The sequence below is a fragment of the Shewanella sp. SM68 genome, from assembly GCF_025653925.1.
GTDB lineage: Bacteria > Pseudomonadota > Gammaproteobacteria > Enterobacterales > Shewanellaceae > Shewanella > Shewanella oncorhynchi.
In genome coordinates this window covers 224,887-244,534 of sequence record NZ_JAKKRU010000005.1, presented here as the reverse complement: position 1 = coordinate 244,534, position 19,648 = coordinate 224,887, and the positions used below count along the sequence as shown (strand labels likewise).

The 19,648-nt window shown below is 45.2% G+C and carries 21 protein-coding genes; 5 read left to right on the top strand and 16 right to left on the bottom strand.

What is annotated here, in order from left to right:
- Positions 1-14 precede the first annotated feature (14 nt).
- From L5M40_RS10815 to L5M40_RS10785, 7 genes are all read right to left on the bottom strand, one after another.
- On the bottom strand, positions 15-428 hold the full coding sequence (locus L5M40_RS10815; RefSeq protein ID WP_263177672.1) for a hypothetical protein: 414 nt from the start codon (positions 426-428) through the stop codon (positions 15-17).
- 101 nt (positions 429-529) lie between these two features.
- The gene (locus L5M40_RS10810) at positions 530-913 is read right to left on the bottom strand and encodes a hypothetical protein (RefSeq protein WP_219253626.1); all 384 of its coding nucleotides are present in this window, start codon (positions 911-913) and stop codon (positions 530-532) included.
- A gap of 52 nt (positions 914-965) precedes the next feature.
- Positions 966-1,907 carry a hypothetical protein gene (locus tag L5M40_RS10805; protein WP_263256651.1) on the bottom strand — a complete coding sequence of 314 codons (942 nt, stop codon included), beginning with the start codon at positions 1,905-1,907 and terminating at the stop codon, positions 966-968.
- An 805-nt stretch (positions 1,908-2,712) separates the two neighbouring features.
- Positions 2,713-3,543, bottom strand: a complete 831-nt coding sequence (locus tag L5M40_RS10800) for a hypothetical protein (protein ID WP_263177666.1) — start codon at positions 3,541-3,543, stop codon at positions 2,713-2,715.
- Positions 3,544-3,640: 97 nt separating this feature from the next.
- A complete protein-coding gene (locus L5M40_RS10795) occupies positions 3,641-4,354 on the bottom strand; it encodes a LysE family translocator (RefSeq protein WP_263177667.1) in 714 nt (237 codons plus the stop codon).
- Positions 4,355-4,488: 134 nt separating this feature from the next.
- Positions 4,489-5,331, bottom strand: a complete 843-nt coding sequence (locus L5M40_RS10790; RefSeq protein WP_219236018.1) for an AraC family transcriptional regulator — start codon at positions 5,329-5,331, stop codon at positions 4,489-4,491.
- Positions 5,332-5,592: 261 nt separating this feature from the next.
- On the bottom strand, positions 5,593-7,650 hold the full coding sequence (locus tag L5M40_RS10785; RefSeq protein ID WP_411569084.1) for a TonB-dependent receptor: 2,058 nt from the start codon (positions 7,648-7,650) through the stop codon (positions 5,593-5,595).
- A gap of 327 nt (positions 7,651-7,977) precedes the next feature.
- Between L5M40_RS10785 and L5M40_RS10780 the strand changes: the two genes are divergently transcribed.
- Positions 7,978-8,793 carry a hypothetical protein gene (locus tag L5M40_RS10780; protein WP_263176387.1) on the top strand — a complete coding sequence of 272 codons (816 nt, stop codon included), beginning with the start codon at positions 7,978-7,980 and terminating at the stop codon, positions 8,791-8,793.
- A 147-nt stretch (positions 8,794-8,940) separates the two neighbouring features.
- Here the strand turns inward: L5M40_RS10780 and L5M40_RS10775 are convergent, their stop codons facing one another.
- Positions 8,941-9,903 (bottom strand): hypothetical protein, encoded by a 963-nt coding sequence (locus tag L5M40_RS10775; RefSeq protein ID WP_263176388.1) that lies wholly within the window; start codon positions 9,901-9,903, stop codon positions 8,941-8,943.
- 1 nt (position 9,904) lies between these two features.
- Positions 9,905-10,291, bottom strand: coding sequence for a PadR family transcriptional regulator (locus L5M40_RS10770; protein ID WP_105251375.1), 387 nt, complete (start codon positions 10,289-10,291; stop codon positions 9,905-9,907).
- A gap of 411 nt (positions 10,292-10,702) precedes the next feature.
- Between L5M40_RS10770 and L5M40_RS10765 the strand changes: the two genes are divergently transcribed.
- The 3 genes from L5M40_RS10765 (at position 10,703) to L5M40_RS10755 (ending at position 11,999) form a co-directional block, all read left to right on the top strand.
- Positions 10,703-11,350 carry an excalibur calcium-binding domain-containing protein gene (locus tag L5M40_RS10765; protein WP_263169188.1) on the top strand — a complete coding sequence of 216 codons (648 nt, stop codon included), beginning with the start codon at positions 10,703-10,705 and terminating at the stop codon, positions 11,348-11,350.
- A gap of 89 nt (positions 11,351-11,439) precedes the next feature.
- The gene (locus L5M40_RS10760; RefSeq protein WP_263176390.1) at positions 11,440-11,589 is read left to right on the top strand and encodes a hypothetical protein; all 150 of its coding nucleotides are present in this window, start codon (positions 11,440-11,442) and stop codon (positions 11,587-11,589) included.
- Between the two features lie 62 nt (positions 11,590-11,651).
- Positions 11,652-11,999 carry a thioredoxin family protein gene (locus tag L5M40_RS10755; RefSeq protein ID WP_263176391.1) on the top strand — a complete coding sequence of 116 codons (348 nt, stop codon included), beginning with the start codon at positions 11,652-11,654 and terminating at the stop codon, positions 11,997-11,999.
- A 19-nt stretch (positions 12,000-12,018) separates the two neighbouring features.
- Here the strand turns inward: L5M40_RS10755 and L5M40_RS10750 are convergent, their stop codons facing one another.
- The 3 genes from L5M40_RS10750 to L5M40_RS10740 all read right to left on the bottom strand — a co-directional run bounded on the left by L5M40_RS10750 (position 12,019) and on the right by L5M40_RS10740 (position 14,873).
- A complete protein-coding gene (locus tag L5M40_RS10750; RefSeq protein WP_263176392.1) occupies positions 12,019-12,534 on the bottom strand; it encodes a NifB/NifX family molybdenum-iron cluster-binding protein in 516 nt (171 codons plus the stop codon).
- On the bottom strand, positions 12,531-12,827 hold the full coding sequence (locus L5M40_RS10745) for a DUF134 domain-containing protein (RefSeq protein ID WP_012088215.1): 297 nt from the start codon (positions 12,825-12,827) through the stop codon (positions 12,531-12,533). Before L5M40_RS10745 ends, L5M40_RS10750 begins: the two co-directional genes overlap by 4 nt.
- A 531-nt stretch (positions 12,828-13,358) precedes the next feature.
- Positions 13,359-14,873 carry an ATP-binding cassette domain-containing protein gene (locus tag L5M40_RS10740; RefSeq protein WP_263176395.1) on the bottom strand — a complete coding sequence of 505 codons (1,515 nt, stop codon included), beginning with the start codon at positions 14,871-14,873 and terminating at the stop codon, positions 13,359-13,361.
- 326 nt (positions 14,874-15,199) lie between these two features.
- Here L5M40_RS10740 and L5M40_RS10735 point away from each other — a divergent pair, with 326 nt between their 5' ends.
- Positions 15,200-15,451 (top strand): DUF2999 family protein, encoded by a 252-nt coding sequence (locus L5M40_RS10735; RefSeq protein WP_006083102.1) that lies wholly within the window; start codon positions 15,200-15,202, stop codon positions 15,449-15,451.
- A 127-nt stretch (positions 15,452-15,578) separates the two neighbouring features.
- On the opposite strand, the gene L5M40_RS10730 is transcribed toward L5M40_RS10735, so the two are convergent.
- The 4 genes from L5M40_RS10730 to L5M40_RS10715 all read right to left on the bottom strand — a co-directional run bounded on the left by L5M40_RS10730 (position 15,579) and on the right by L5M40_RS10715 (position 19,645).
- Entirely contained in the window at positions 15,579-15,965 is a 387-nt protein-coding gene (locus L5M40_RS10730; protein ID WP_263256646.1) for a carboxymuconolactone decarboxylase family protein, read from the bottom strand.
- Positions 15,966-16,083: 118 nt separating this feature from the next.
- Positions 16,084-16,659 carry a hypothetical protein gene (locus L5M40_RS10725; RefSeq protein ID WP_263256645.1) on the bottom strand — a complete coding sequence of 192 codons (576 nt, stop codon included), beginning with the start codon at positions 16,657-16,659 and terminating at the stop codon, positions 16,084-16,086.
- 722 nt (positions 16,660-17,381) lie between these two features.
- Positions 17,382-17,855 carry a hypothetical protein gene (locus L5M40_RS10720; protein WP_263146640.1) on the bottom strand — a complete coding sequence of 158 codons (474 nt, stop codon included), beginning with the start codon at positions 17,853-17,855 and terminating at the stop codon, positions 17,382-17,384.
- A 488-nt stretch (positions 17,856-18,343) separates the two neighbouring features.
- On the bottom strand, positions 18,344-19,645 hold the full coding sequence (locus tag L5M40_RS10715) for a HipA domain-containing protein (RefSeq protein ID WP_263176399.1): 1,302 nt from the start codon (positions 19,643-19,645) through the stop codon (positions 18,344-18,346).
- Positions 19,646-19,648: the final 3 nt, after the last annotated feature.

Genomic DNA, 19,648 nt, shown 5'->3' with positions numbered 1-19,648 from the left:
GCTGACTTGCCTTGTTAACTTTTTGCATACTCTACAACTAAAGACAGCGGTAACAAAAAAATAGCTGCCAACAAGAAATAACAACAAAGATAAAACACTCCGTAATAAACTGAATTTGTTATCTTACAAGCTAACTCCAATCTACGGGTGCCTAGCAGAGACGGAAAATAACTAGAGAACAGATTAATCGCATCAGCATTCTCTTCAAATAGTTTCACTAAGAAAAGCCTTAGCGTTGTGATAGTCATTACCATCCCTGCAAGGACAAAGGTAAAAAATAATAACCACTCAGCCATTTCAAAAGCTGTAACACCAACGAATGCAGCAAGAACAAGTAACATAGTGCCGATAACCCACCAGCGATAATAGCTTGCCGCCTTTTTTGTAAGGGCCTGATAGCAAAATTTAAGCGGTGCTTGAGGGTGCATAGTTCTTCCATAAAGTTAACGCCCGCAGCACGCGCGGCTTTGTAGTGAAGGCGGAGCTGCAACGAAAAGGCCGTCGCTGTGCCTGCGATTGTTAGGCATTTCTACTTCCGGCCCCTCGAAATATAGTCGGCATATTCATCTTGAATCATAAACTCGTTCAATAACCTTTCAGATGATCCTGCGAATCGTTGCTCAATAAACTCTATCGCTTGGCCAAATGAAGTGAATGATTTGACCTCATTGGCATCCTCTAGCTCTAGGTCTGGATCTAATGGACCAAACTCATAAATATTAAGGAATGATTCATCACCCAAATCAGCAGTTTCGTAAACTGAAACATCTATTTCGGATTTGGGACCTCGAACGCTTAGCCACTGAATACCAGCACGGCCATACCGTTCACAGCCACCAAGAAAGCACTCAACTGCTTTCCCTCGCTTAAGCGCCGACTCGGCTTCTTGAAGATTAAGGTATCTACGGCTCATTGTGTATGCCTAACGCCGCGCAGCGGAAAATTTGTCCGACAGCAGCGCCTTGTTAACTGCAGAACTCAATTCTATAGCCTCTGGCTGTACTGTATTTTAAATCATTAAATGTGTCGCATATAACGGAACCATCAAAGAAACTAGATGCTTCATTTGTTTTCCCTTTAGTTCCGAGACCAAGTACAAGCCGCTGCAGCACTGGCAAACTATTATTTAGCTCAGAAAACAATACAGGATCTATCTTCGAATTAATTACAGCCAATTCGTTAATTGAGCTGCCTTTAATACCTGACAAAGAGGAAAGTCCATTCATGGTATCCATGACCAAGCTCTTAAGGTGCTTTAGATTGGAAACATCTGGAATGGATGTAACTTGCTTTAGAGTACTTAAATGCAATATCTCAAGAGATGTCAGGTTTTCCAGGGCACTTAGGTCGTGTAATTTCTTTACCCAAAGTATTTCTAGGCTTGTTAACTTAGATAATCCTTTAATAGCATTTAGGTCTTCAAATGTGCCGAAACCCAAATATAAACTTTCTAAATTACTCAGACTAGCAACATGCTCTATTTGTTTTTCTTGATACCCTGAAAGGGTTAGGTCTCTAAGGCTAGTGAGCGTAGCTATAGAATCGATATCTTTCTTATTTTTGACCAAACTCAGAGAATTTAACTTATTCAGATCTGATAGAGGCCTTAAAGATACAGTTTTTTTATTAAGCTCTCCCAGACTCAAAAACTCTATTTCGTTTACATGCTCAGCAATAGCATCAATACTTGTTAGCGCAGGAAGAAAAATCTCTAAAGCTCTAATGCCCGAATAGTGTTTCAGGAAATCTAAACTGTAATCGTTACCCGCAGACCATGTAGGACCAAAAGCACCACCTAAGTATGATAGAGATATACCATCGATTTTTCCTTGGCGTATTTCATCCGCGATAGATGAATGTTCTTCATCGCTCAAATTGTCGGCTATCTTTTTTAGTTTTACGCGCATAATCTCAATTCTAGGTAGCAGTTAACGTCTTAGTATTTATGCGCTGCGCTGTTTGCAGGGCATAAATCGCTTGTTGACTAAATCTCAAATATGGCCACTGCCACATCCATGTAAATGGGTATAAATGATGCTATAGGAATTTGCTTTTTTGCGGTAGCGGTTTTTTATACAGTTTGATGGGTAATCACTTGATATCGTTTTAGCTTTCTCATTTTTCGCGCTTATTTTTTGCTGATCAATCGCTATCTAACGACTCAAAACTCCAAGGAATACACCTCCACTCGGAGTTGCAGCAGGGCGAATAGAGCTCTTGATTTAATAAAGAGTGCGTGAGTTCGGTCATGGATGACCGACTAGCTTTCGCAGGTGCAGGGGCGAATGAACATCGGTGATTTTCGCGCTTATGAGCGAGAGGCTAGGACTGCCGAACTGGAGGGCTTTACATGGATGTAAAACGCATCCTTCGGAAGCGATAGCAAATTTGGCAATGAGCACAAGGGGCTTTCAACTCCGTTGGGGGCGTCTTGGAGCATCCAAGGGCGAAGGCCTACGGCCGCTTTGAACGCGAGATATGGATATCGAGCTGGCTATTTAACATGGACGTTTTTGATAGGACGAGCAGTCCTCCTTGGTCGGGTGTGGGGTGAAGCCCCACGACTTTGATTTTGATTAAAGCATTCAAACTACGAAACACACTTTGGGGCAATAGCTTCTAGCTAAAGGAAGTCATTAGGATTATTAAAGCAGCGACCATCAACATAGGGTCGCGGCTTTACATCTCACTCATAGGGATAGGGAAACGAGACTAGTCTGCTTTAATGACAGCTTGTGTCAGTATTTCTTGGTCATTCTTAAACACCACTAGCTCGCCTAGAGGACTATCGCTGCCGCCTAAGACGGTGACATAACAATAATACTGGTATGGGCCGCTGCGAAATTGGTATGAATGGTTCCCCCCACTGCCATCAAACACGAGTTTGCCTTTATTCAGCACTAAATCTGGCTTGTCGCTCAATGACTTACCCTTTGCCCATGCGGCATAGCGGTATTGGCTGTTCCCCATATCATCGACACGAATGGTAAACTTGGCGGTCTCCCAAGATAACGCTGGGCTGACAAACTCACTCACACTCGGATGTAATGCCGTTTGTTGCTTAGCAATAAGCTCTGCTTTTAGTTTTACCTCTACCGGTGTTTGATAGTTAATGGCGATGATCTTGCCATCAAAATCCAGCCACACAACACCGCTACCGAGCATAATGCCGCGCCAGCCCATCGTCTGCCAATCAGCTTCAATCTTAGAATGGGCGATCTGCTCAAGCAGGTTAGGATCAAAAACCTGATCGAAACGGGCGATCATTTCCTGGGTATTTTGAATCGCGGGGATAGGATATTCACGTTTAAGCGGGTAAGCCACACGCTTAGCAATCGCCTCAAGATCATTGGCCTTGGCGGCGTCGATAAGCCCTTGCACCAGAGGGATATATTCCTGTGGCATGGCTTCATCAGCGGCGTTTGCATTGATGCTTAAACCCATAACGCTGAATATTAACGCCGCAGAAAACGCGATATTCATTAGTGTAACTTGGCTGAAAACAGCTAATTTGCTTCCCTTGAGTCGTGAGGCGAATGGCATATTTATCCCTTACTCTAAATGTCTCTGCTGAGACTAAAGGCCAAGAATACCATAAGTGCCTCAGACTAAAACCTAAGGTGATTTACACTGCGCCAGACTAAGCGGTTAACAATAGGTTTGAGTAAATCGCCAAGGCTACCGACATAAAGATGACACCAATAACCGCATCGATAACCGGTGTTAGTCGCTGCAATTTAAGTTGCACCTGCGCCTTTGACAACATTACCGCTAAAAAGCCAAACCATGCCAATGACAAAGACAACAACAAAATAGCGGAAGCGATTTTAGTGCTCGTTGTAACACTTGGGGTAATCAAGGCCGAAAACAGGGTTAAGAAAAACACTAATGCTTTTGGATTCAATAGATTAGTATAAAGCCCAGTCAAAAAACCTTGCCTGCGCGACATAGCGCCACCTAAGCCACCAGCAACAGACGCCACGCCTTCAACGTCACCAGCGCTAATAACAGCATCATCATTTGTCCCTGCATGGACTCTGGCACTCATTTTACGTTTAGCGAGTATCGCAAGACCGGCACGCAGGGCATCAAACCCCATCCAAGCGAGGTAAGAAGCGCCCACAATTTGCACTAAGAGATACAGAGTGTGCGAACTCTTAATGAGTAGACTCACACCGGTCAGACTCAAAATCGTATGAGCTAAAATGGCTATTGAAATCCCCACAGCGGCGGCAACCGCAGTGCTTCTGGACTGCTGAGTCGCAATCTTCACCATAATAGCAAAATCGGGTCCGGGACTGATTAAAGCAACGGCATGGATTACAGCCAAGGTGAGTAATAAAGATAAATCCATAGATATGCGGCTCCGCAAAAAAGGTTAATAACGATAACTGAGGCAGCCAGTATGGCAATTTGTCGCAGCGCTGAATTGTAATAAATTGCACTATTCAGTGTTTTTAAAACCAGCGGCGTCGAAAGACGGGGAAATTAGAGCATACGCCGCTGAAATTGCACTGGCGATAATAGGAATGCCTGCTTAAAAGCTTTGTTTAAATGACTTTGATCGAAAAATCCGAACTGCTGCGCCACATCCGCCACTAAAGCACCATGACTTAAGGACTTTTTCGCCAACTCTAAACGCACCCGCTTGAGATAAGCATGGGGAGTCATTCCTGTTGCCTGTTTAAATTGCCGCAAAAACTGAAACTTACTTAAATTCACTTCATTGGCTAAGGTTTCAAGTTGAGTATTATGCCAAGGCTCATCGTGAATTCGCTGTTTCACTAAGCTCACCTGCAACTTAGATAACCCCTGCTGTTGATTCGGTTTAGATATACAAGATGAAATACCGCTCGGGTAACGCTCCAGCAGCAGATGAATAAAATTCAGTAAGTGGGACTCTCCCGCAAGCGCACTGCATTGGCCTTGAATTAATAGATCGTGTAGTTGAATAAAATATTGATAAAGCGTCGGGTCATCCACCATAGGCGCGCTGAAAAAGTGCTCCTTCAAACCCAGTTCTTGACTGACTTCATTCATGTATTCCACAGGAATCGACATCACTTTCACCCGATAACCGTCGGCATCGCGGCTCTGACCATCGTGGGTTTCGTCGGGATTTAAGGTCGATAAACTATGCTGACCAAGCTGATAACTGCTGCCCTTATTCACAAACTGCTGCGCACCTTGAGTGACTACGCCTAAGTGATAATCCAGATGCACATGTTTATCAAAACTGAAATGCGTAAATTCCGCCTGACTCAGTTCTATGCCTGATAAGCTAGGATGACGCCAATAATTAATGTTTTCAATGGGTGTTGCAGTACTCATAACTCGCGGCGATTACCTATAACATCAGCTGTAAAACAGGGGGGAAACTCAGATCGACTAGTCCTCATTCTAGCCTCCATTGCCAGCGCGGGAATAGTAAATTATTGCAGCCACATAGTTTGAAGCGATTTGTGCTTAGATTAGTGCTTAAATGAGTGCAGCAGAAAAAAAGCGCCCAACTATCTGGACGCTTAATGAGATACATTTTTGCTCGGCGACATACGTAATAACCTTCGATATCGCCTTAACCGATGAATACCACTAAAAATGATAACTTACACTGACTCTCACCATTCGTGGCTCAACAGGATGATAATGCTGATCTTCAACGCCTTCGGCAGCTTCGCCGGGCAAACGAGAGGCATAAAAATAATCTATGTCGTGATCTTTACTATCAAACACATTGAGCAGCTCAAGCTTAGTGTCAAAGCGGCGGAACTCGTATCCTAATGCGAGGTTAACTAATGTGGTCGCATCAGCCTTGTGGTCATTAAAGCTGTCGAGCACCCGCTCGCCAAGATGCCGCACGCGTACACTCGAATACAGGCCATCGCCGTCGGGTCGATAGGTGATGCCCGCACTGGCAACAAAGGGAACCGCGCCATCGATATACTTGCCCTCTTCAAATTCATTTTCAGTAAATCTAGCGTTAGTCCACGCTAATTCCATATCGATACTGATTGCCTCATTCAGCCAATAATAAGCCGTTAATTCAGCACCATAACGTTCAGATGCACGACTCGGCTCAGTGTTACCCGCATCGCCCACAAATACTAATTCTGAATCTAGTTGCAGATACCAGATCGCAGCAGAGAAATTAATAAAGTCTCTGTCATAGTATTTCACCCCAAATTCACCGCCATTTGAGCGCACGAGCAGATCGACTTTTTCGACCTCATCGCCACTCACGGGATCAACCTTAATCGTCGCACCGCGGGCATCGTTCGAATGTAGCCCTTGGCCTGCATTAACATATAACTCAAGATTATCGCTCCACAAATAAGAAGCACTGGCTTTGAGGCTGAACATACCATCGGACGCATCGCCACTGTTAAGCGGATTATCACTGTCGACCTGCACATCAAAATAATCGTAACGCAGCCCAAGATTAAAACGCCATTGATCAGCTGGCAGCCACTCAACTTTGCCAAAGATGCCACTCGACAACTCTTGCACTTCATCGAGCCTTACCGTATTCAGCCGTTGTCGCGACTGAGTGTTATACAAACCCACTGCGCCAATATCGTCATAACGCACATCGCCGCCCACACTGTAATTCAGTTGAGTGCCACCAAGTAAAGTCTGCCAATCACGCTTAAGATCGCCGCCCCAAATCATGCGTTCATCGACTTGTTCAAACTCATCACCATTGATGGGATCGTTTAAGAAATAGGTAAAATTAGAGAATAAATTCATAGTCGAGCGAATAGCGTAGACATTTCCCTGCCAATCACCTGCATCGTAATTAGCTGAAACGCTATAACGGTTAGATTCACCGCCGACGTCTTTATCTAAAGATCCATAAAAATCAATTAATCCAGAATCCACCGCACGGGCGGGGATCTGATCCGCCGAATTCCAGCTGTTGTCGTAGGCCATCATAGTGACGCTCAAGTCACCCTCGCCGAGCCGAGTTAAATAACGCCCGACGACACTGATCTTACTCACATCCTCATCAATATCCGTCCACGGGCCATCATAGGTTTGTGCCTCACCACCCCAAATAAAACGACCCATGTCAGTGTTTAGCTCCTGAGTCGCCACGAGTCGCTGGTAGCCATATTCACCCAACGTCACCCCAACTTGGTTATGGGGGAGTTGATCAGCCAGCAGTAATTGTGCAGCACCCGCGCCAGAAAAATCGGCCACCTCAGGATAATAAGCGCCTTTGGCATAACGGATCTCGCCTATAAGTTCAGGGATCAAAAAGTTAAGATCCGTATAACCCTGACCATGCCCATGGGTTCGCATATTCACAGGCATACCATCGACTCGAGTATTAAAGTCTGTGCCATGATCCAAATTAAAGCCGCGTAAGAAATACTGATTCGCTTTACCCGAACCACTGTGCTGAGTGACTATCATCCCAGGAACAAATTCGAGGATTTCGCCGGTTCGTAATAGGGGTCGACTCTCGATTTCTGCCGCGCCGACTATCCCCTCAGATGCCGAAGTACTATGGCCTAAGGTGTTAATTTGCCTGCCGCGCACCTCAAGGCGTTCGATATTGTCCGTTGCCGCCTCTGCCACTACAGCACTCGATAAACAACAAAGAGGTAATAACCACGTCATTGATAACCAAAGCTTTGATAACCGCATTCCTGATAATCCCAGTCCCGATTTCATCCTTTCTTTCCTACTACAGGTGATAGACGGCAAGGATTTAACGCCTTATTTACAAGCAAAAAACCGATCAAGCTCAAACTCTGATGAATAAAAAACCAGCAAAATACGGGCAAATATCATTTCTATGTGCCGTATCGCACATTTTCAAACCCAAAAGGACAAAATGTCCGCCAGTAGATCACATTTCAACCGTGTATTAGTGCGAAATCATGGAAATAAAATAATCTTGCTTGAATAAAAATGAACCCATTTATCAGGCTAGCTATACTCTAAATAACTCAACACTTTGAGAGACACGCTATGCAACGATGGAGCAATATGCACATTTGGAGTGTGTGGGTAGGCCTTTTCTTTTGTGTCTCGGTTCATGCAACCAGCAAATCAACAGCAGAAACCACAGTAATGATTGCTGATAAACCTATCATTACGATGGCGTTTTATGAGGACCCCAAACATAACTTCTACTTTAAATGGGCTGAACTGATTTACGCCCAAGCCTTTGAACGCTTAGGATATGACTTCTCCTATCAAGTGGTTCCCGCAGCCCGCGCCAGTATGATGGCGGACTCAGGTAAAGTGGATGGCGAGCCGGGGCGTGTATCTCATTATGGCGAAAAGTTTACCAACCTCATTCGAATTGAAGAACCGGTTATCGATACCCATTTAATTGCCTTCGCGCACAATCCCGAAATCAAAATACCTAACTGGCAAGCACTGCAAAAGAGTCGATACAAGATCGAATACTATCGAGGCGTGTTCCTCGCAGAACAAAAGCTAAAGGGACTCATTCCTAAGGAGCGTCTGACTGAATCTTCATCCCCTGCGAGCTCCTTTCGTAAAATGCTCCGCGACCGAATCGATATCTATATTGATACGGAGGCAAGCTCATTGGATCTATTACAAACGCCTGAGTTTCAAGGCAGCAAAATAATCGCGATTGCCACCCTAGAAGAACTCACCAGCTATGGTTACTTAAATAAACGTCACGCGGCACTCGCCGTTAATCTTGCTCGGGAGCTAAAACAGATGAAGCAAGAAGGTATATTTGACACCTACAAACAACAGGCCCAAAAATCGCTTAATAATGAAATGAATCATGGCGATACCCCAGAATAAATCAGCATCGAATGTAAAAGTCGTGGCTTACTTTTCCCCACAGAAGATGGCACTAATGTAAAAAGCCTGTTCAATCATACTGAACAGGCCATGTATTCGATGAAAAAGTGAATAAAACTCACCTACAAAACCTAGGTTAAACCTTACTTATTTGCTTGCGAGTTTACGCCAACGCAACCCATCGCGAATCACCTCATAGCCAGGGAACATAGCAGCAATCACTAGAGTATAACTTAGCCAATGTTCTAACTGTAATAACGTAAATTCCCCATTTAATTCAGCTCCTTGGTTTTGTACTTGGCTTTGTAATAGTGGCGAACTAAAGGCCAGAAAGACTAAGAACGAGGCATAAGCAAGATTGATCCCCATATTCGCCAGTAACAATTCAGTAGTCCACACTCGGCGGCGTAGTTGCCAGAGACTATTGCCCATAGACAGCAAAATAATAGGGCTAAACCATTGCAGTAATTGCTGAGCATTGACGCTGAAAATCACAGTCCGCGCGGCTAATTGCTCGCTACTCATCCACACAGAACACCAGATCACAAGTAAGAGAAAAAGATATGTCGCCAGATCGGTAAACACATCGCTTAAACTAATATGCTGCCAACCTGGCCCAACCTTTGGCAAATTCTGCGGCTGCCATTTTTGGCAATTACTGCCGGACATAGATTTCCCCTGAGCCGAGAAACTCCAAAAGGCCAACAGAATAGCGGTAAAGGCAAGACAGGCATCGCCGATAAAACCTTTGGCAATATGGTGGATAAATCCTAATAGATCCCCCTCTGCAGAGCCCAACCATTGAGTCGTGCCGCCCACAACCTGCAGCACAAACAAGATCCCAAGCACAGTGAAAAGTGTATGTTTAAAAAGCGGAATGTCCTCAGAGGCAATAATAGGCACTGCCGGAACAAATTGCTGCGCGACCTTACAGGGATGACCCATTTGCTTTAATACCGCGACAATTTGCGCTTCAGTCAATTCACCTTGTTCAGATAGGGCATCCAATTGGTCGCAGATATTGGCTTTTAATTCACGGCCTATTTCCTGACGTTTGTTCTCGGGCAATTCTCGCTGCACCGCGGCGATATAGCGATCGACTAATTCCATATCAAATCTCCTCTGCACTCTCGTCTGAGCTTTTCATATCTGAGCCATTAGTGTCAGCGCTTTGCTCCAGTAAAAAAGCCAAGGCGCCATTAAGTTGCTGCCATTCATCGGTCAGTTGACTGAGCAACTCAGCCCCCAATGACGACAATTGGTAATAACGACGCTCACGCCCTTCGGCCTGTCGCCACTCACTATCCAACAATCCTTGATCGGCTAGGCGGCGCACTAAGGGATACAGAGTCCCTTCGTCAATATCGATACCGCCTTCCTGCAACTGTTTGCGGAGCGAATAACCGTAGTGGGCTTGTTTTAATAATCCCAGTACCGCCAACACTAATACCCCACGGCGCAACTCGAGTCGCATTTTGACTAGCTGTGAACTTGTCATTGTCGAATTCCTGTCCTTAACACTGTGTCACACACACTGTGTGCCACACAGCAAATACTATGCAGCACACAGTAATATTGCAAGTTTTAACGCACGTTTTTTGATCGATTTGTTTATTATTAATGCAATCTATTGTTTGTATTGAATTTACAAAAATGCCAACCGTTTCTGCTAAGTGCTCACATTTCCCCACCGCCATACACTCAAAGCGAATGAGTCACACATAAGCAAATTCAAGATAAAAAATTGCAAAACTTCCTATGCTTGAGTAACTTAGCAGCCAACATTGAATCGCTGACTTGTCAACCTAAGTACGGTTTGCTCCTTAAAAGAGATAAATAGGCACGACTCAAGTAAGTATTGATATTCAATAACTAAAAATATTAAGCGGTTAAATTAAGGACATAGAAAATGCTCATGGATAGAGGCGTACTGGTACGCTGGAACGATGAAAAGGGATTTGGCTTTATTCAGCCTGAGAAAAACGCAGCCCAAGATGTGTTTATTCACATTTCAGTGCTGAAAAAGATGGCGAGAAAACCCATAGTGGGCGACAGCATTCTGTTTCAAACGGAAGTGCAAAATGACGGCAAAAGAAAAGCGGTTATCGCCTCGATTGAAGGCGTCGCAGTCGTTGCAGCGAGTGCAACAACACGCTCCCACTCTCATATCCAATCACGCAATGAAAACTTCAATAACAAAAACAAAGCGCATTACCATAGCCCACGAAAATCCTCTTTTAATACGATAATCCCGCTGCTAATAATCGTGGCCATAGTTATCTTTGGCTTTAAACAATACCAAGAATTCAATGAAGCTCCTGCAATCGATGAAGTACCAGTCCTCACGAATGAAGACACTCAGCCAATGCCCATGTATGAAACTAAAGCGCGAACACAAGCAACGGCAACACCAAGTTTCCAATGTGAAGCGGGTAAAACCCATTGCAGCCACATGAGTTCCTGTGCTGAAGCGACTTTCTATATCCAAAATTGCCCCAATACTCAAATGGATGGTGACGATGATGGCATTCCCTGCGAGCGTCAGTGGTGCAGTTAGCAATGCGACATATGTAAAGTCACGCGTATAACCTTAAGCCTGAGCAGGTAGTAGGTAGTAGGTAGTAGGTAGTAGGTAGTAGGTAGTAAATGATAAATAATCTAAAACAATGGCGAGATAGCCTGACAGGCATACAGCAAATCGGAGTGATTGCTGCCTGTATCGGGCTTCTCATGCTTGGCTTATTCTACCTTGGTCAATTTATCGGTATTAGCGTGGTAAAAATGGGCTGGCTTTAACCCTAGAAATACGCAAACTAGCCCATGAATTGATACCCATAACAACTTCCAAATGGCAACGCATGCACACTGATATCATCACGCACATTGATTCACCTGAGATACTGGAGTCCATGTTAACTGAGCATGCGGCGGTGCTATTGTTATTTGGCGCGCCGGACTGCGGTGTGTGTCAAACGCTCAAACCGAGAATTGCTGAGATGTTGGCGCAAGCGTTCCCGCAGATGCGGATGGCCTATATTGATTGCCAAGCCCAAGGTGAGATAGCGGCGAGCCGCAATGTATTTGTCTTGCCTGTGGTGGAATGTGTGTTTTATGGCAAAACCTTTGGACGGTTTTCCAAGGTGTTTTCATTAGCGGATATTCGAGGGGCGCTTGCCCGCCCCTACGCTTTAACTGTGGCGGAATAATCCAAATTAGACAGTGAGATTATTTGTTTACCAGCGGTCTAAACCCAGCGTAATGCACTGACTTATCGAGCTTAACCTGTACTGCTGGCGTGCTTATAAGACGTGTTGAACAAGGTGCTGCTTTAGCTTTACCACTGCAACCGCAGCCGTCACCTGTTGAATGACAACAGCCGCCCTTGGCTGCATGTTTGAGTGAAGCGCGACCTTGGGATGCATCCGTCAACCTAAGATTAAGATCCGCCGTTTGTGCAAGCAAAGTCGCCACTGTTTGGCTCGCACTCCCTTTGCTCACACTAATCCCCGCATCGAGCAACTTTCCTAACATGCGCTCACCGATATTCTGCACAAGTACAATGTCGGTACCTTGTTGGATAATCAGCTCTAATAAGGCTTTTTTGGCACTACAGTCACCTTCAATTGCCGGGTTATCGACCAGCTTGATCATCTGAAATTGTTCGTTATAAAAGCCAATTTGTAGGGCTTTCGTAAAGTGACTGGCGAGGCGTTCGCGGCTCATCGGCATGGCAATAATCATGATAAATCCTTGTCTGTTTGGGTTGGCAGCCTCAAGGCTTGACCTTGAGTGATAGCCGTCGCCACCTTTTTACGGGCATTGGCGAGAAGGTATCCAAAGGTTTGCCGAGAGATCCCCATCAAGGCCGCGGCTTCAATCTGGCTTAATCTTTTGACGTCACCCAGTTCGAGGGCCTCAAACTCATCGGCCTCTAATTGAATATGGGTTAATTTAACCGCAGGGATCCCATTAGGCTTAAATAGGCTACAGGGCACACAGCTCGATAATTGACGGCATTTTTTGGGTCTTGGCATAAATGTTTTTATCTTTAAGTCGTCTTATATGTCTTGAAATCGTGTTTTAGGTCTTAGTGCACATCTTTGGTACAACGAGTGACACTCGGGCTCATCTCGCTAAGGAAGTCCATAACTCTGGATTCTCAAGCGTGATAACTGACTTGATGAATAAGTTCAGTGGATGAACCATAAAACTGTCACGAGTTTCTGGCCTAGGCCAGAAACTATTATTCGCGCCAACGACATTCAAAACTGTAAGACGGCTCACAGTTACCTATATCAAGCATGGCTAATTAACAGAACTGCTGTCTGACGAATGGGGGATTAAACACTAGGGCGATACCCTCATTATCGATATGTGGTGCATCTCAGTTTTCACTGGAATACGAAAATCTTTCGCGCCACAGGTATATTGCCATTGAGCGTGACTAACACACTCAATGGCTAGCGCCCTGTAAAGTCAATTTTAACCTGCGTTGGAGTGCCGAGGGATAATGACAAACTCTGCAAACAAAGAAGCAGCCGTTAAGCCGCTGTTATTGATGATGTTCATGGATTTAAACGGGTGAAATCCTCAGATTCACAGTAGTTCACCTGTACCGAATAGCCGTCATCTTGCTTGATAAAATCGACAAAGTTTTTAATCGCAGGTAAGGCATCTTCCCTATGGTGCGACACATACAGCAATTGGCTCAGATGATGCTCGGCTATCATCTCCAGCGCCCGCATCACTAAGGTACGATTGATGAAATCTAAGCCCTGATACGGCTCATCTAAAATCAGCAACAGTGGCTGTTTAATCAAGGCGCGACCTATCAGCAGTAACCGCTGCTGACCATAATCGAGCTTCTTAAAGCTTGTGCTCGCCAGCCCTGTCATGTGCAGAATCGCCAACCATTCCTTCGCCAAATCTAGCTGAGGTTTAGTGGGTTTATGGTACAAGCCAATAGAGTCAAAAAAGCCCGAAAGCAACACATCTAAGGCCGAGCAACTGACGCGATATTGCAAGTGTAGCGCCGACGATACTATGCCAATCCGTTGTTTAATCTGCCAAATACTCTCGCCGCTTCCACGAGGTCGGCCAAAGAGCGTGATATCATTGCTATAGCATTGAGGATGGTCACCTAAAATCAGCCCTAGCAAAGTGCTTTTACCGCAGCCATTTGGGCCACGAACTTGCCAATGTTGCCCCGCCTCGATGCGCCAATTCACACCGCTGAAAATCAGCCCACTGACATATTCCACTTTGCCATTTTTAATCTCGACCAGGGGATCAAACTCCTCGGCGTTATGCCTTTGCCGCTCCATTAAGGCCAAGAGTTCATCGCTACGCTGCGCCGATAACGCATTCAGCTGCGCCATCACAGGATGATTGTGCCATTGCTCAATCGACATCGACGGGCTGAGTTTATGCACACTCTGCCCCGATTTGAGCATCTCGCCATTAAACAGCGCTACATGACTGATGCACGGCGGCAATTCTTCTTGGCGTGAGGTAATGATCAGCAACTGGCTATGCTCGGCCACTTCACTCAGCAGCTCAGATAAACTCGCCTGATGTTCAGCATCGAGCCCAGCATAAGGGTCATCTAAGATCAGCAATTGCGGTAACATTGCCAGTGCACGTGCCAGCATGACTCTGCGCGTTTCGCCCGTGGATAATTGCCGAAAACCACGCCGACGCAGAGGCTCAAGCCCAACCTTTTGTAATAATGCAGGGAGTTGCTTGGCATCTTGGCAGCATTCCAATACTAAGGATTCGACACTCGAACCGTAATCCAGTTCGTCTTTTTCTAACTCGCGCTCCAGCAACGCTTGCTGCAGTCCAAGTGACACCCAGCCGATAAGTTGCGGCAGGCCAGCAATCGTCCCTTCATCGGGCAGAATATCACCGGTTAATATTCGCCCGAGCAAGGAACCACAATAGCTGTCGGTCGCGAAAATCGCCCAATGTTCAGCAGGGTTCAGTTGCCACTCATCGACGACTAACACCTCGTTATCACGCCCGTATCGCAACTGTTTAACCACAATACTTTTGTCTTGGTTCGCGACAACATCAAGCATAACCACAGTTCCTTTCTATTTTTAAGGGATGATAAAAGCCAGCGATTACCCAATCGCATTGATCCATGATATCTAAGGCAATAATATCTAGAGCCATAATATCCAATGCAACGGCTCACGATGCACGACAGTCGCTCAGGTTTTATCGGCAGATTTTGGGGAATACGTCACCAGAGTAAAGCTTATTGGGAATAAAATCTAATGCGCTTAATGGCATAGGCAAAGCGTGGCAACATCCAATGGGTACGCATGTGTGAGGCAACCACTCTGGCAGAACTGTGATAAAATCGGCACCTGTTTAACTTTCATATCAACAAGGTAATGCAATGAATCCCATTATTGCCATCTTAAAAGAACACAACGTCAGTGACGCTAAAATCCAAGAACTGTTTCAAACATTAACCGAAAATCCATTAATGGCGATGGGCACGCTCGGTCAATTAGGTATCCCAGCCGAAAAATTACAACAACTGCTGGGGCTAGTGATGCAGAAACCAGCCTTGATCAAAGAAGCCGTGCTCGAACTCGGTTTGGATTTCTCAAAAGTAGAAGCCGCAAAAGCCCAGCTACAAAAATAAGCGCAGACTGTTCAAGTTTGTAGCCATCATACGCTAGGGGAATGCGCGTAAATCAGCTCCCCTAGCGAATGTTAAAACCACTAAACCTCAAAGCCATTGACGCTCAAAATGATCAATACCAAGTGAGCTAACTGTTTTGCGCCTGCCACTCCTCAATCGCCTCTTTCGCCGCTCTAAAAGCTTCAATCCCCGCTGGCATACCGCAGTAAACGGTGCAATGCAGTAAGACTTCTTGGATCTCTTCAACCGAGCAGCCATTGTTTAGCGCGCCCCGCACATGGCCCTTTAACTCAGTCGGCGCCTTTAATGCCGCCAGCGTCGCTATGGTAATAAAACTGCGCGTTTGCCTTGAAATGGCATCACGCACCCAAACCTCACCCCAGCAATTGGCCGTAACTAAATCTTGCAGCGGTTGTGTAAAATCCGTCGCACTATTGAGCGCCTTATCCACATAGCTATCGCCCATCACTGCACGACGCACCTCAAGACCCTTCTCGTATTGCTCATCGTTCATCGATGCATCCTTTTTGTTATGTGATTAAGCTATGTGATTAAGATCTGTAATTAGACTTATTGAACCGCCACCAACCAATCTGCCCTATATCCTTACCACCTATAACTGATAACTAACGTTAGATTGAGCGCACCCAAGCAACGAACTCTTCGGCGAGTCTGGGAGGGTTACAGGCCTCTGTCTGATCTGCGATCTCGTTATAGTACTCGAGCTCGTGAACTATGATGGGTACCGAACGACCGAAAACGCGACTAACGGTTAAGTTGGAATGGAGTGTAGAAGCGACAACGCATACTGCGGCAACAAATTGCTCGGTTATCTCCTGACCAAGCTCAAGGCAGCGCTCAAAATCGACATCTTCCTCCGCATCACTGTACCCGAGACCGAGATCGGCCACCCAGCGAGCTAAGATATCCGCAGTCTGAGAGTCAGAATCCCCAAAGACGAGGAGTTCGTTTTGAAGCCAGAAGGCATAGTTCCATTTTGCTTCGTCAGAGCTAGAAGCCTTTGGAATCGAGGCATGCCACTCATCGACTGTGTTATAGCCGACTGTCAGCGTAGGTAGACGGGGATCGTCATATTCGTTGTTGATATAGAAAGACAATGCATAGATCTGCTCCGCCTCAGTGGTTGGTATACTCTCTAGCGCTTCGGTAATAGCACTCTGAAGCGCGGTAATCATTGGGATATTCATACTGGGTTTCCTGCTCGTTTAATGCCGCATTTAGCGAATGAAAATAGTGCATTGTAATTGAGAAAAAGAGCTTAACCCACTATTTTTGTTCAGCTTAAATGTCTGCCAATATACTAGTATTCAACCAATTTATCATCGAGATAGTCTCCAATCTATCACACGTAAGACTGCCATTTTTATATCACCCTACGGCCAAGTGATAGAAGCTTGGAATACTCAAAGATACCTATATTTTTCTTGTAAATAACTCAGAAAGAAATATGTCTGTCCTCGCTTTCGATCTTATCAAAGGTCGGAAGACTATTTTGCTGCTCGTTTGCTGCTTAACAGCGGAAGCTGATGATTAAGCACTGTCATTCCAGTGACACGCCACCCCTTTTATTTCACAAGAAGTATCCATGAGGGCTCGACGACGGCATCTGCTGCATACGGAAGTGCAAATGCCGCGATCACATGGTCAATGATGTTCCAGACATCATAGTGACATTTCCCATATCCCTATGGGTCAGATGTGAAAGAGCGGCCATGCCGTCAACAGTCACTTACATGCCAATGCTTAATTCAACCAACTCTCCAGTTATCTGTATGCCTTTGTATAAGCATACACTCTGCAAATTTCACAATGGATGGCTCGTTAGATTTACCTAAAAAGCGATGCTTATCCCATCTTTGGCTTAAGAGTTAAATGTTCATCTTGAAAGGGTATACAAGTCGCTTCTTTTTTATCGCGTATGCAGGGTTGCGGTGTTATCAAGCTGGCCATTGGCATCAACCCACACCAGTACCGAATGGTCTCTGGATAATTTAACAAACTTTATCTGTTCTGCTTCAGGCTGTTGCCAGTTAAGGATAAAGAGCGAAGCGTTTTCATCCTGCTCAAACCCGCGCTCGGTATTCAGCTCCCCAAGCGTCACATGGCCATCAACGGTCATTCGATATTGGTTGCCTTGACCAATAATTTCCAGCGTGATGGGCTTAGCATTAATGACGCCACGGTATACCACGCCATCGAATTTATCGTAGGCGGTATGATCCGCATTGCGTTCACAGTGGTCAGAGTGTTGTTCGGAACCGCTGACATGCTGACAGTTATCCGCTTCGCTAACCTCAGGCGCTTGCAGGGCATATCCCCATACTGGTAGTAAAACCAGAACGCCAATAAGAGATGCTATTTTTCTTTTATTTATCAATGCCATTACCATCAAAGCTATTCCCAGAAGTGTAGTCGCCATGAGCCGATGACAATGATGCTAACCACTTCGCTTGCACTTGTCAGCAATCAAAAGGCTAGCCGCACTAATTTGCACTGAGATTGGGGATCTCTTGCTGACTGTAAAACAGCGCCACATCTTGTAATTGCTCGGCCGTTAACGCACTGATCTGTGATTGCATTAAGGGATCGAGGCGTAAGCCTGTTTTGAAATCGACTAACTGCTTATTAAGGTAAGCCGGTTTTGCCCCCTTCAGTTTGGGAATTGCTTAGCCATGGCGATCATAGCCAGCCCATGACATCGACAAAGATGGGACAGGCATCGAAAACATTAATAAATTTTTAAAAGATGTTGCGGCCAAACGACAAAGATGGGGCAGACATAACTCTTTTGGGTTTAACTGCCGATGCCAAGGCCACAGTATTTCACTCCCCCCTGCGAAATTACCGCTGGGTGATAAGATGTAGCTAGAGCTACACTTTGACATCCCTGACCTCGGCGGCAAAACTAAGGTAACGATCACATCTCGCCAGCAACTGCGCTTTGTAAAGAGCCACAAATGATGTTTCACTCTCATCGAGGGCTGGAAGCATTGAAACCACCTCAGCTATTGCCTGCGGTATTCTTCGCGCTATTGTCGTTAAGTTACTGATTAATAAATTTCTTGGTAAACCTAAGCCATCAATAAATGCGGCCAATTGATAAGCGTAAATGCTGTTTGGATCAAATTCGTCATCGATTGCCATCGCAAGCTGTTGTTCAAAATCCTCATACATAGCCACGCTGACCAAATCGTACCAAGGAGTTGGCTCCATTCCGCTTGGCGTCATAAAAAACGAGTAGTTTTTACCGTGTGCATCGGCATTACCGGTCAGTAAATTGAATAGCGCCCATTGCAACATATCCTGTTTAGCAGCCACTGGATTACAGCATTTTGCTGCGAGACTAAAGAGCCTGTTAAAACTTACCCCTTCACGAATATCTTTAACATCACGCCCTGAACCAAAATTACGTTCATATTTTTTGCTAACACTAAAACCAAGAGCTTGGCAGCTATCGACAATATGCCTTCTTAATACCCTTTGCGCATTTGGTATATAACGTCGGTCAAAGCGTTCGACACAGAGTACTTTGTAATCTCCAAAATGAACGATATCAACATTAGCCACATTCATTCCAATCGCCTTAGCTAGGCGCATCGTCATAAATTCATTGAGCACTAAATGGCGATATTTTTCGAATTTAACAATATGGGTAGATGAAAGCGCGCCTTCGGCAAATGCAAATTTTTCACCGTTATAAAACAGGTTTAATTTAGGTTGTACACCCGCTACCGACAGTCGAGGTTTGCCGTCCCAAATTTCCATAGGCCACATTGTGGGATCTTCAATTCGCTGAATAACTTCTTCAGCCTTAATTGGCCGTAATTGTGTTTCAGGCAGCAAAGTCCCTTTAGGAACAAAAGCAACAGCACCTGCAGTATCGAGACCAATTGCACGGATCAAGGCAAACGTATTTCCCTTGGAGACGCCAAGAGATTCAATTAAATAATCTAATCCTTTGTTTTCCGGTAATAAGTTAACCAAAAACATCGATATCTGACTGCTACTTCCTGTGCCATCTAAAGGAATTGTTGGAGACAGTGGGAATCCGCTTTGTTGCCAGTCTTTGGTGTAATATACGGCAAAGGTGTCGGTCGTCGCATCAAAGGACAATTCCCCGATAATTAAATCACCGAGGTGCATCTCTAACGTGAGCTTTTTAGAAGTACTCATAGG